The following is a 13,253-nucleotide window of genomic DNA, read 5'->3' as shown; positions in this document are numbered from 1 at the left end:
TTACTTCCTTGTAATAACAGAGCGTGAAAGATAATCACTGAGATACTTGAGCATCTCAGGTGCTTCGCGTAATGACGACAGACCAAGACCTACACTACCGTGCCCTCCAGCGAAGTCGAAGTTATCCAGATTGACCGTGCAGAAGAAATTCAGCTTGCCGAAATCCAGATTCTCCAATTCAGCCCTACCAAAACCTGCCAGCTTTTTGTCAGTCAGTTGCTCTTCGGAAGCCGGGCGAATCAAGCCGTCACACTTGATCAGCCGAGGGGTTCCGTCTCGCCGCGGCCAACCTGCAATGACAAAATTTCGTACGGATGACACATTCTTGAAATGCGGTGGCGGAGCATTCAGCCAAACTTCCAGCCCCGGATAATTCTTTAGTTTCACAATCAACTCATCCGGCCAGTTGACGTGCCGATAACCGCGCTCATGGGGTTCGGTGGTTTCTTTTCTGGTAAAAAGCCCGGCATTCAATTTATAAAGCCGCCAGCTTTCGGGGATCGGTTCCAGGCGCTGATCCTGATACCGATGCAGCCCCGTCCCGGTCCACCAGAAAAGCCCCTTCAGAGCAATCGCCAGACACGCTTTCTTGTTCACCATCTCAGGCATGCCAACGTAAAACTCGGGGACTAGCGTCTTATCTATATAGGCGCCGCCTAATATCGGCACTTGCTTCATGCTCGCCAGCTTGCTCTGACAAGCTTTTTCGTCTGCCTGGTGAATAGCCGCCGACTCGGCAGATTGTTCTTTGCGAATATAAAATTCCGCTACGCAATAACAGACATAAAAGAACAACCCACACTTCAATAACCTTTTGACCCACTTGATCGCCTGCTTACGCGACTTCCTGGACATTTCAAACCTCCCGCTCAAACTGCGGAACGGTTGGTATGTCGTTATGCCCGGATATCGCGCTTGCGAAAACCTCAAAATATTGGCTCACGCCTGATTTCACACTGAACCGACCTGCCGTCAACTTCGCAGCGCTGGCAAGACCATCGTACTCACCTGCCGACTTCAAAACCTTGCTTACACTTCTGGCAACTGCTTGATGGTCGAAGAAATCCACCAATATTCCATTAGCCCCATCGGCAATGACTTCCCTTACCGGAGCCGTATCCGACGCAACAACCACACAACCAGACGCCATCGCCTCCAGTAACGACCAGGACAAGACAAACGGATACGTCAAATAAACATGGACTTTGGAACATGCGAGAACCGCGCGGTAAGTCTGGTAAGGAAGTTTCCCTGTGAAATGCACTCTGGAGTGATCGAAACTGACCTCCGCCTCCATCCTGCTGCGCCAATCCGGGTACCCGACCGGCTTACTCCCATAACTGACACCATCACCGCCAACCACTATGATCTGCGCATCGGGGCACTCGGCCTGAACAAGCGGGATCGCTCGCATGAAACTGTGAAAGCCGCGATAAGGCTCAAGGTTTCTGGCGATATAGGTAACGATCGGCTGTCCGGCTTTGAGCTCGATTCCATTGGGCAATCTGACTGCCCCGACTTTCGCCAGGTCAGAACTTTGAACCACACCTTCATGGATGACCCGAATCGCCGACCGGTAAGCGGCCGGAAACAGGCTGCGCTGCCACTGGGTCGGCGCGATTGCGATATCACATTGTTGAAGATTCAACAGATGCAGCGAGTTGAGCACGCGCAGCCGTGACGACTCCCTTGCGGCTCGGCGGAATTCAGGGTCGAACCCGCAATCGGCGCCCTGCGCTCGATAGTAATACTCGCAATAGTGAACAAGCGGCGTATCGGGGTAGACGTCCTTGGCGAACAGCGTTTCTCCCCATCCGGGATGAGCAAGAATTACATCTGGCTGATAACCCGAACGTTTCAGCCGGCCCAGAATTTCAAAAACCTCGTGCCCGTCAATCACTGCTTGTTCGTAGCGGATCAGATACGGGTGAATATTGCCGGGCGCTCGCCCCGTCGCTCGATATCGATGGGTGTTCACACCGGCGACGCCCGGTGCCGTGTCCCGGCCTATCGCCACAACCTCATCACCGCGCTCCAGCGCCGCCAGCACCACATGACGGAACTGACCGGGAAAATTTTGATGAATAACCAGTAGCTTCATAGCGCTGAACGTCCATTTTTCGCCGCTATCGAGCTGAGGATTGCTCGCCTCGTTCGGCATCCACGAACGCTAACAAACACCACGAAATGAAACTGTAGGACGCTTCCGGGATTGCCTTGGGAGATGGCCCACGGACCCCTTTTTTGCCGGGCAAAAAAAAGCGGCGCTTGATGCGCCGCTTGTTCGTTGCGGTGATTTACCAGCGGTTGCCACGGCCGTTGTAGTCACGGCGACCGCTGTGACGATCATAGTTGCCGCGACCCCGGTGGTCATTGTCCCAACCGCCGCGACGGTGGCCGTCCCAGCGTCCGCGATCGTTGCCGTGCCAGCGACGGCTTTCGTAATAACGCGGGGCCGGTTGATAGTGCCTTGGCGCCTGGTAATAACGCGGTTGCTGGTAGTACCGCGGCGCTGGCTGGTAGTAGCGCGGCTGAGTGTAATAAGTGCCGCCGCTGCGGTAATAGGAGCCGCCACCGCTGTAATAGGCCGGTGCGGGTGATGTGTAGACCTCTGACCTGTAGTAGCTGTCTCCGTATGAATAAGGGACGCATCCGCCAAGGGAAAAAAGCATCACGGCAAGCAATAGGATTCGGCGATACATGGCGGCCTCCTGGACCGCGGGTTGGCCACACCAGCGACGCTGGCAGGCGACCGTCAGCAATTGCGTGACTGTCGAAGAATCAGACAGCGATTTCGGAATCTGGTGCGTTCCTGCAACAAGTTGAAACAAGTGATTATGAAATCTTGTTTACCCGCAAAATCAGCGACCAATGAAGCGTAAACGCGCTGCATGACGGTGCAACCGCGCACCACCACGATGCGCTGTCGCTCGCCCCGCTCACTTCGGCAATCCAGCAGATCCCCGCCGCAGAGGCCTCGGCGCGACTTGGCACGCCTCTCGCTTTAGCAAACCCGTGCAGGAGTCATCACAGGTTCGCGGCACCACAATTTGCAATGGCTGACTAGGGTTCCGGCTCGCAATCGCGAGTGGCTGGTCCGAGAGTTGGCGACCTCCAGTTGAGGTTACACGGCGGGACAAAAGCCCGGGAGACAAGCCACCGTTCGCGGTGCCGCGTTGCCTTCCTGTCCGCCCTCGATCAACTGGAGAATCCGCAATGATCCGACTACGTTTCCCCGCCCTGCTCGCCGCCGCTTTCGCCGCGCTCATCAGCACGCAGCCTTCCGCCGCCCAGAAAGACCACTTCAGCGTGTGCTGGACGATCTACGCCGGCTGGATGCCATGGGAATACGCCGGCAGCCAGGGCATCGTCGACAAATGGGCGAAGAAATACGGGATCAAGATCGACGTCGTGCAGCTCAACGACTACGTCGAATCAATCAACCAGTACACCGCCGGCCAGTTCGACGGCTGCACCATGACCAACATGGATGCGCTGACCATTCCGGCTGCCGGCGGCGTTGACAGCACCGCGTTGATCGTCAGCGATTTCTCCAATGGCAACGACGGCATCGTGCTCAAAGGCGAAGGTAAAAAAGTCGCTGATCTGAAAGGCATGGACGTCAATCTGGTCGAGCTGTCGGTCTCGCATTACCTGCTGGCTCGCGCGCTGGACTCGGTGGACCTGACCGAGAAAGACCTGAAAGTGGTCAACACCTCCGACGCCGACATTGCCGCCGCGTTCAACACCGACGACGTCAACGCCGTGACCACCTGGAACCCGATGCTCTCGGATATCAAGGCCAAACCCGGCGTCACCGAAGTGTTCAATTCCAGCCAGATCCCCGGCGAGATCATGGACATGATGGTGGTCAACAGCGCCACCCTCAAAGACAACCCGGCGCTGGGCAAAGCGCTGACCGGGGCGTGGTTCGAAGTGGTCGCTTTGATGAACGCGAAAAATGCCGCGAGCAAAGCTGCGCTGGAACACATGGCCAAGGCCTCGGGTACTGATCTCGCCGGCTTCCAGGCGCAACTGGACACCACAAAACTGTTCGCCACGCCGAGCGAAGCGCTGAATTTCGCCACCAGCAAACAACTGCCGGACACCATGCGCAAGGTCGCCGAATTCTCCTTCGAGCACGGCCTGCTCGGCGAAGGCGCGAAGGACCCGAGCGCGGTGGGCATGTCCTTCGCCAACGGCGTGACCAGCGGCGACACCGCCAATCTCAAGCTGCGTTTCGATCCGACCTACGTGCAGATGGCCGCCGACGCCAAGCTGTAAGCCACGGAGGATTTGGCCATGCGCCTGATCAATCGCCACCCTGATCGCCCGAGTCGCCTGTTGCTGGTGATCCTGCCGTTCGCGCTGGTGCTGTTCGCCTATTTCACAGGCTCGGCCGAGCGCCTGGCGGACAACCCCAACGACAAACTGCTGCCCAGCGCCGTGCAGATGAGCGACGCGGTAAAACGCCTGGCCTTCAACGCCGACAGCCGCACCGGTGAATACCTGCTGTGGCAAGACACTGCGTCCAGTCTGCGGCGTTTGGCCATCGGCCTCGGCATCGCGGCGCTGGCGGGTCTTTGCCTCGGTATTGCGGCGGGCACCCTGCCGCTGTTCGGCGCGCCGTTGTCGCCGTTGCTGACGGTGCTGTCGATGGTGCCGCCGCTGGCGATCCTGCCGATTCTGTTCATCGTCTTCGGGCTGGGCGAGTTGTCGAAAGTCATGCTGATCGTGATTGGCATCACCCCGGCGCTGGCACGGGATCTGGAACAGCGTGCCCGTGACATTCCGGTCGAACTGCTGATCAAGGCGCAGACCCTCGGCGCCTCGACCTGGACGCTGATGCTGCGCGTGGTCTTGCCGCAGCTGTTGCCGCGCTTGCTGATCTCGCTGCGCTTGATGCTCGGTTCGGCGTGGCTGTTCCTGATCGCCGCCGAAGCGATCGCCTCCACCGATGGCCTCGGCTACCGAATCTTTCTGGTGCGGCGCTACCTGGCGATGGATGTGATCCTGCCCTACGTGGTGTGGATCACCCTGCTCGCCTGGCTGATGGACTGGGGCCTGAAACAGCTGACCCAGCGCGCTTTCCCTTGGTACGAGGGAGCGGCGAAATGAGCTTCATCACAGTAAAAAACGTCTGGCAGCAATACGCCGATCAAGTGGTTCTGGAAGGCTTGAACCTGAGCGTCAACGAAGGCGAGTTCTGCACCTTGGTCGGCGCCTCCGGTTGCGGCAAATCGACCTTCCTGCGCCTGCTGCTCGGCCAGGAAAGCGCCAGTCGCGGGGAGATTCTGCTCGACGGCCAGCCCTTGGCCGGCGAACCGGATGCCAGCCGTGGCGTGGTGTTTCAACGCTACTCGGTGTTCCCGCATCTGAGCGTGCTCGACAACGTCGCCCTCGGTCTCGAATTGCCGCGTGCGCCCTTGCTTGGCCGGCTGTTCGGCAACGCCAAACGCGATGCTCGCGAGCAGGCTGCAGCCCTGCTGACAAAAGTCGGCCTCGGCCATGCGCTGGACAAGTACCCGGCACAGCTGTCCGGAGGCATGCAGCAACGATTGGCCATCGCCCAGGCGCTGATCATGAAGCCGCGTGTGTTGCTGCTCGACGAGCCCTTCGGCGCACTCGATCCGGGCATTCGCAAAGACATGCACGCGCTGCTGCTGGAGCTGTGGCGCGAGACGCAACTGACGGTGTTCATGGTCACCCACGACCTGTCCGAAGGCTTCAGCCTCGGCACGCGTCTGCTGGTGTTCGACAAGGTGCGCCTCGACCCGCACGCCCCCGGCGCCTATGGCGCTCGCATCACTTACGACATCCCGTTGAACAGCGACCGCCGCGCCCAGCGCGCCGCCGTCGAGGCCCTGCCGCTGCCGCTGGCGGGCACCCTTCGCACTGCTTGAGAGGACTGCTCCAATGACTGATTCAATCCAACTCTTCCCACCCTTCGCTGAAGAACTGCTGCCGGGCGGCGGCCACCGTTCATTCGTGCTCAAGCGCGGCCAATTGCTGCGCCTGACTGACCTGCGCGGTGGCGCCAATGTCAGCCTGACCTTGCTCAATGCCAATGAAAAAACCGAGCGGCTGAACCTGCCCGACAGCCTCAAATGCCAACACACCGCCAAGCTCACCGCCGGCCACTGCCTGTACTCGGACATGGGCCGCGTGCTCGCCGCGATCACCGCCGACACCTGCGGCTGGAGCGACAGCCTCGGCGGTGTGCTGTGCGCGCAAGAGGTCGCAGAAAAATACGGCCAGGGCCGCTACCAGGAACTGCGCAACGGCTTCTTTCGCAACGGCACCGACAACCTGCTGGTGGAGCTCGGCAAGTGGGGCCTGGGCCTGTCCGACCTGCTGATGACCCTCAATCTGTTCAGCCGCGTGAACGTCGATGAGGCCGGGCGTTTCCACTTCGTCGAGGGCAATTCGAAGGCCGGCGACTACATCGAGTTGTATGCGCCGATGGACACCCTGGTGGTGCTCACCGCCCTGCAACATCCGATGGACCCGTCCCCCGAATACGCCCCGAAACCCTTGAAGCTGAGCTGGATGAACGCCGACGCCAGCGTCGCCGAACACTGCCGCACTTCGCGCCCGGAAAACGAGCGCGGCTTTATCAACACCGACCGTTTGTTCGCCTGAGGATCGCAGCCATGTCACTCGCAATCGCCACTTCGCACAAGCAAGCCGACAGCGCGATCTACCGCGCGACCATTCCCGCCGGCGAGCCTTGGCTGATGGAGGTCAAGGCCGGGCAGACCCTGCGCATCCTCGATCTGGAAGGCAATCAGGCAGTCGACACCTTGTTCTACAGCCTCGCCAACCCCAAGGAACGCTACGATGTACAACGCACCTTGCGCCGGCAGAACAGCGTCTACCTGAGCACCGGCAGCGTGCTGTATTCCAACCTCGGCCAGCCGATGCTGACCATCGTTGCCGACACTTGCGGGCGCCACGACACCCTCGGCGGCGCCTGCGCGCAAGAGAGCAACACCGTGCGCTACGCCCTGGAAAAACGCTACATGCACAGCTGCCGCGACAACTACCTGCGCGCCTGTGCCCACGACGGTCGTCTGGGCAAAAGCGACATCGGCCCGAACATCAATTTCTTCATGAACGTGCCGGTAACGGCGGATGGCGGGCTGACGTTCGAGGACGGTATTTCCGCGCCGGGCAAGTACGTCGACTTGCGCGCGGAGATGGACGTCATCGTGCTGATTTCCAACTGCCCGCAGCTGAACAATCCATGCAATGCCTACAACCCGACCCCGGCGGAGTTGCTGGTATGGAACTGACCATCAGCCGTTTACGCCGTTGGCTTTTTGCCCTGTGCCAGGCGCGTTCCGGGCAGTGCCTGAAATCCACCAGACAACCCTGAACCCTGTGGGAGCGAGCCTGCTCGCGAATGCGCAGTGTCATTCAGCATTGATGTGGCTGATCCACCGCCTTCGCGAGCAGGCTCGCTCCCACAGGGGGGTTGTGGTGGGTTTGAGTGAAGTGTGTTTTTTCCATCCGGGACGGCCCGGATGTCTGTCGAAAAACAGCGGGACGGCCCGCTCCCCCTTCAGGGGTTATGCCATGTTCGAAAAAATCCTCATCGCCAACCGTGGCGCGATTGCCTGTCGCATCCTGCGCACGATCAACGTGCTGAAGGCCCAAGGCGTCGCCGTGTACTCAGAAGCCGATGCTGCCAGCCTGCACATCTCCCAGGCCGCTGAAGCGTACAGCCTCGGCGAAGGCGCGGCGTCCGCGACGTATCTGGCGATCGACAAAATCCTCACGATCGCCAAACAAAGTGGCGCCACGGCGATTCATCCCGGCTACGGATTTCTCTCCGAGAACGCAGCGTTCGCCGAAGCCTGCGAAGCGCAGGGCATCGCCTTCATCGGCCCGACGCCGGAGCAATTGCGGGTGTTCGGCCTCAAGCACACTGCTCGCGCGTTGGCCAAACAGCACGGCGTACCGATGCTCGAAGGCACCGACCTGCTCGACAGCCTCGATTGCGCGCTGAGCGCCGCCGAACAGGTCGGCTACCCGGTGATGCTGAAAAGCACCGCTGGCGGCGGTGGCATCGGCATGCGCGTGTGCCGCAGCGCCAGTGAATTGAGCGAATCATTCGAAGCGGTGAAACGCCTCGGTCAGAACAACTTCAGCGACGCCGGGGTGTTCATCGAGAAGTACATCGAACGCGCGCGGCATCTGGAAGTGCAGGTGTTCGGCGACGGCTGCGGTGAAGTCATCGCTCTCGGCGTGCGCGACTGTTCAGTGCAGCGGCGCAACCAGAAAGTCCTCGAAGAAACCCCGGCGCCAAACCTGCCAGAAGGCATGGCCGATGAGCTGTGCGCAGCGGCGATCAAACTGGCGCAAGCGGTGAATTACCGCAGCGCCGGCACCGTCGAATTCGTCTTCGACAGCGAGGCCCAGCGCTTCTATTTTCTCGAAGTGAACACACGCTTGCAGGTCGAGCACGGCGTCACCGAACAGGTGTGGGACGTGGATCTGGTGCGCTGGATGATCGAGCTGGCCGCCGGTGATCTGCCGCCGCTGAATGAGTTGTATCAGGGCCTGGAACCGCAGGGCCATGCGATTCAGGCACGTCTGTACGCGGAAGATCCGGGGCGTGATTTCCAGCCGAGCCCGGGCCTGCTGACCGCTGTACAATTTCCGCCAGCCAACGGCGTTGAGTTGCGCATCGACACCTGGGTCGAGGCCGGCGTGGAAATTCCGCCGTATTTCGATCCGATGATTGCCAAGCTGATCGCGTGGGCGCCGAGTCGCGAACAGGCTCGCGCCGAACTCCATCAGGCATTGGGCGATAGCCTGCTGTATGCCGTGGAAACCAACCGCGATTACCTGCGCCAGATTCTGCTCGATGCTCCATTCGCCAGCGGTCAGCCGTGGACCCGTTGTCTGGAAAATCTGCTGTATCACGCCAACACCTTCGAAGTGCTCAGCGCCGGCACGCAGACCAGCGTGCAGGACTATCCCGGACGCCTCGGCTATTGGGCCGTCGGCGTGCCACCCTCGGGGCCGATGGACAGCCGAGCGCTGCGCCTGGGCAATCGTCTGCTCGGCAATGAACAAGGCGCCGCCGCACTGGAAATCACCATGAGCGGGCCGATCCTGCGCTTCAATTGTGACGCGGTGGTCGCGGTGACCGGCGCGCCGATTGCCTTGACCCTTGACGCTGAACCGGTGCCGATGAACACCGCGCTGCTGATCCCGGCCGGCGCGACGTTGCAGCTGGGCAGCATCAGCGGCGCCGGCGCGCGCAGTTATCTGTGCCTGCGCGGCGGCTTGCAGGTGCCGGATTATCTGGGCAGCAAAAGTACCTTCACCCTCGGCCAGTTTGGCGGGCATGGCGGGCGCGCGTTGAGGGCCGGTGATGTCTTGCATGTGCCGGCATTGACCGAGCGCAGCGCCGGCCAGCAACTGGCCGAACAGCACATCACGGCGCTGCCGAGCGTGCGCCAGATCCGGGTGATCTACGGTCCGCACGGCGCACCGGAATACTTCAGCGAAAACTACATCGCCACATTCTTCGCGACCCAGTGGGAAGTGCATTTCAACTCCAGCCGCACCGGCGTGCGCCTGATCGGACCGAAGCCTGAGTGGGTGCGTGAGGATGGCGGTGAAGCGGGTCTGCACCCGTCGAACATCCATGACAATCCGTATGCGATTGGTGCGGTGGATTTCACCGGCGACATGCCGGTGATTCTCGGCCCGGATGGCCCGAGTCTGGGCGGGTTTGTCTGCCCGGTGACGGTGATCGAGGCGGATCTGTGGCAGCTGGGGCAGCTCAAGGCGGGCGATAAAGTCCAGTTCATTCCGGTCGACCTCGGCACCGCCCGCGATCTTGCTCTGAAATGGGATCTTCCCTGTGGGAGCGAGCCTGCTCGCGAAAGCGTCGGCCCAGACAAATCGATATTGACTGACACGGCCTCTTCGCGAGCAGGCTCGCTCCCACAGGGTTTAGTGTCGCCTGTGGTGTTGGCGTTGGGTCAAGGCGATCAGCGACTGGTTGCACGGGTTTCTGGCGACACTCATCTACTGCTGGAAATCGGCGCGCCGGAGCTTGATCTGGTCCTGCGCTTTCGCGCCCACGCGCTGATGCAGGCGCTGGAAAGCCAAGCCCTGCATGGGGTGATCGACCTCACCCCGGGCATTCGCTCGCTGCAAGTGCACTACCAGCCCGAGCAACTGCCGCTGGCCGATCTGCTCGGCATCATTGCCGGCGAATGGGACGCGGTGTGCGCTGCCAAGGACTTGCAAGTGCCGTCGCGCATCGTGCACTTGCCGCTGTCGTGGGACGACCCGGCCTGTCAGTTGGCGATCGAGAAATACATGACCACCGTGCGCAAGGACGCGCCGTGGTGCCCGAGCAATCTGGAGTTCATCCGGCGCATCAACGACCTGCCGAATCTCGACGAAGTGCAGCGCACGGTGTTCGATGCGAGTTATCTGGTGATGGGCCTTGGCGACGTTTACCTCGGCGCGCCGGTGGCCACGCCGCTCGACCCGCGTCATCGTCTGGTGACCACCAAGTACAACCCGGCACGCACCTGGACCGCCGAAAATTCGGTCGGCATCGGCGGCGCCTACATGTGCGTGTACGGCATGGAAGGCCCGGGCGGTTATCAGTTTGTCGGGCGCACTCTGCAGATGTGGAATCGCTATCGCGAAGTCGCCGCGTTCGATGGCAAACCGTGGCTGCTGCGCTTCTTCGATCAGATCCGCTTCTACCCGGTCAGCGCCGAAGAACTGCTGCGCATCCGCCGCGATTTCCCGCTGGGGCGCTTCGATCTGAACATCGAACACAGCCAGCTCAACCTCGCCGACTATCAGGCATTTCTCAGCCAGGAAGCCGAGGGCATCAGCGCCTTCCGTGCGCAGCAACAGGGCGCGTTCAAGGCTGAACGCGAGCGCTGGATCGCCAGCGGCCAGGCGCATTTCGACAGTGAAGAAGCAGTGCCTGACGCCAGCGAAGAAGCACCGCTGCAAAGCGGTGAACACAGCGTCGACAGCCACATCGCCGGCAATCTCTGGCAGGTGCAGGTCGCGGCCGGCCAGCGTGTCGCGGCGGGCGATGTGCTGGTGATTCTCGAGTCGATGAAGATGGAAATCCCTGTGCTCGCGCCGCTGGCCGGCGTGGTGCGAGAGATCCGCGTGCAACCCGGTTCGGCGGTGCGCGCCGGACAACGGGTGGTGGTGCTGGAACTCGACTGAAGCCATTTTTTATGAGGATCAACCGATGAATCTGCAACTCGATGCACTGCGCCAGGCCTATCGCAATGGCGACACCACACCGCGCCAACTGCTGCTGCAATTGCGCGAAAAAGCCGCTGCCCTGAATCCCGACTATCACCTGTTCATTCACTTGCTCAGCGTCGATGAACTGGAGCCGTATCTGGCCGCCCTCGACGGTCGTGACCTCGACAGTCTGCCGCTGTATGGCGTGCCGTTCGCGATCAAGGACAACATCGATCTGGCCGGCATTCCCACCACAGCCGCGTGCCCGGCGTTTGCCTATGTGCCGCAGCAGTCGGCGACCATCGTCGAGCAGCTGTTGGCGCTGGGGGCGATTCCGCTGGGCAAGACCAATCTTGATCAGTTCGCCACCGGCCTCAATGGCAGCCGCTCACCTTATGGTGCGTGCCCGAATAGCGTTTTGCCCGAATATCCGTCTGGCGGCTCCAGCGCCGGCTCGTCGCTGGCGGTAGCGTTGGGTGTGGCGAGTTTTGCCTTGGGCACTGACACCGCCGGTTCCGGGCGAGTGCCGGCGGCGCTGAATAATCTGGTGGGATTGAAGGCGAGCAAAGGCCTGATCTCCACCGCCGGCGTGCTGCCGGCGTGCCGCACGCTGGACTGCGTAACCACCTTCACCGCCACTGCTCGCGAGGCCAGTCAGTTGTTGGCGTTGACAGCCAAACATGATCCTCGCGATGAATACAGCCGACGCAACCCGGCATGGAACGACGGCTCGGCGTTCGGCGCGCCACGGCCGTTTCGCTTCGGCGTGCCACGGGCGCAGGACCTTGAATTTTTCGGCTGCAACGAAGGGCCGCAACTGTTCGCAGCGGCCATCGAACGGCTCAAGGCTTTGGGTGGCGAACCCGTCGAGCTGGACCTGTCACCGTTTCTGGAAGCAGCGCGTTTGCTCTACGACGGGCCGTGGGTCGCCGAGCGTTACAGCGTCGCCGGTGAGCTGCTGGAGCAGAACCCCGAAGCGGTGCTGCCAGTGATCCGAGCGGTGCTGGCCAAGGCTCCGGCAGTGACCGGCGTGCAGACCTTTCGCGCGCAATATCGATTGCAGGCGCTGAAGGCACTCTGCGACGAGGCCCTGGAAAATCTCGACTGCGTGCTGACGCCGACCATCGGCCGCCCGGTGACCCTGGCCGAGCTTGAGGCCGAGCCGGTGCTGCGCAATTCCGAACTTGGCTATTACACCAACTTCATGAACCTGCTCGACTACGCCGCCGTCGCCGTGCCGACCGCGTTCATGAGCAACGGTTTGCCGTGGGGCGTGACGTTGTTCGGGCGGGTATTTACCGATCAGTATCTGTTGAGCGTGGCCGATGCCTTGCAGCGCCAGCAGGACACTGCCCTGCCAGCTCCGGCGAACCCTGCGCGCAATGACCGCGCTCGATTGGTGGTGTGTGGCGCGCATCTGCAAGGGCTGGCGTTGAACTGGCAACTGACCCAGCGTGGCGGGCGCTTGCTGGAAACCACGTTCAGTTCGCCGGACTATCGACTGCACGCCCTCGCCGGCGGCCCGCCATTGCGGCCGGGCATGGTACGGGTCAAGGACGCCGGCGTGGCGATTGCCGTGGAAGTGTGGGAATTGCCGAGCAGCGAATTGGGCTCGTTTCTCACCGGAATTCCGGCGCCGCTCGGGTTGGGCAAGGTGCAACTCGCGGATGGACGCTGGGAGAGCGGGTTTATCTGTGAGCCGTATGGCCTGGAGGATGCGGTGGATATCAGTCATTTGGGGGGATGGCGGGCATACCTCAAAACCCTGGCCTGAATCTGTCGCCCTGTGGGAGCGAGCCTGCTCGCGAATGCGGTATGTCATTCAACATGGATGTGGCTGACCCACCGCTTTCGCGAGCAGGCTCGCTCCCACAGGTTCTGGCGCACCACCCCCGAATAAAGGAACGACCATTCACGCCGCACAGGGAGCAGTTATTTGCGCGCAGTGCCACTAGAATGCATCCCATCGGGCCACTGCCAACGGATCTGCCATGCCGCTTCGT

The 13,253-nt window shown here is 61.2% G+C and carries 10 protein-coding genes and 1 riboswitch; of the genes, 7 read left to right on the top strand and 3 right to left on the bottom strand.

Going from position 1 to position 13,253, the window contains the following annotated elements; translation table 11 throughout:
* The 3 genes from D6877_RS11760 to D6877_RS11750 all read right to left on the bottom strand — a co-directional run bounded on the left by D6877_RS11760 (position 1) and on the right by D6877_RS11750 (position 2,702).
* A complete protein-coding gene (locus tag D6877_RS11760; RefSeq protein ID WP_130910880.1) occupies positions 1-855 on the bottom strand; it encodes a hypothetical protein in 855 nt (284 codons plus the stop codon).
* 1 nt (position 856) lies between these two features.
* The gene (locus D6877_RS11755; RefSeq protein ID WP_130910919.1) at positions 857-2,101 is read right to left on the bottom strand and encodes a glycosyltransferase family 4 protein; all 1,245 of its coding nucleotides are present in this window, start codon (positions 2,099-2,101) and stop codon (positions 857-859) included.
* 196 nt (positions 2,102-2,297) lie between these two features.
* A complete protein-coding gene (locus D6877_RS11750) occupies positions 2,298-2,702 on the bottom strand; it encodes a hypothetical protein (protein ID WP_130910879.1) in 405 nt (134 codons plus the stop codon).
* A 350-nt stretch (positions 2,703-3,052) separates the two neighbouring features.
* Positions 3,053-3,153, top strand: a riboswitch (guanidine-I (ykkC/yxkD leader).
* A 63-nt stretch (positions 3,154-3,216) separates the two neighbouring features.
* Between D6877_RS11750 and D6877_RS11740 the strand changes: the two genes are divergently transcribed.
* The 7 genes from D6877_RS11740 (at position 3,217) to atzF (ending at position 13,024) form a co-directional block, all read left to right on the top strand.
* A complete protein-coding gene (locus D6877_RS11740; protein ID WP_130910878.1) occupies positions 3,217-4,284 on the top strand; it encodes a putative urea ABC transporter substrate-binding protein in 1,068 nt (355 codons plus the stop codon).
* An 18-nt stretch (positions 4,285-4,302) separates the two neighbouring features.
* Complete coding sequence (locus D6877_RS11735; RefSeq protein ID WP_024011982.1) at positions 4,303-5,118, top strand: ABC transporter permease; 816 nt, start codon at positions 4,303-4,305, stop codon at positions 5,116-5,118.
* Positions 5,115-5,903: an ABC transporter ATP-binding protein gene (locus D6877_RS11730; RefSeq protein ID WP_130910877.1), complete on the top strand. Its 789-nt coding sequence runs from the start codon at positions 5,115-5,117 to the stop codon at positions 5,901-5,903. The genes D6877_RS11735 and D6877_RS11730 overlap by 4 nt, the downstream gene beginning before the upstream one ends.
* A 13-nt stretch (positions 5,904-5,916) precedes the next feature.
* Complete coding sequence (locus tag D6877_RS11725) at positions 5,917-6,642, top strand: urea amidolyase associated protein UAAP1 (RefSeq protein ID WP_122505800.1); 726 nt, start codon at positions 5,917-5,919, stop codon at positions 6,640-6,642.
* Between the two features lie 11 nt (positions 6,643-6,653).
* Entirely contained in the window at positions 6,654-7,295 is a 642-nt protein-coding gene (locus D6877_RS11720) for an urea amidolyase associated protein UAAP2 (protein WP_130910876.1), read from the top strand.
* Positions 7,296-7,578: 283 nt separating this feature from the next.
* The gene (uca, locus tag D6877_RS11715; protein ID WP_130910875.1) at positions 7,579-11,226 is read left to right on the top strand and encodes an urea carboxylase; all 3,648 of its coding nucleotides are present in this window, start codon (positions 7,579-7,581) and stop codon (positions 11,224-11,226) included.
* A 25-nt stretch (positions 11,227-11,251) separates the two neighbouring features.
* Positions 11,252-13,024 (top strand): allophanate hydrolase, encoded by a 1,773-nt coding sequence (gene atzF / locus D6877_RS11710; RefSeq protein WP_130910874.1) that lies wholly within the window; start codon positions 11,252-11,254, stop codon positions 13,022-13,024.
* The last annotated feature ends 229 nt before the right edge of the window (positions 13,025-13,253 follow it).

The sequence above is a fragment of the Pseudomonas sp. Sample_9 genome, assembly GCF_004307535.1.
Lineage (GTDB): Bacteria > Pseudomonadota > Gammaproteobacteria > Pseudomonadales > Pseudomonadaceae > Aquipseudomonas > Aquipseudomonas mercuritolerans.
This window is presented reverse-complemented; position numbering and strand designations above follow the sequence as displayed.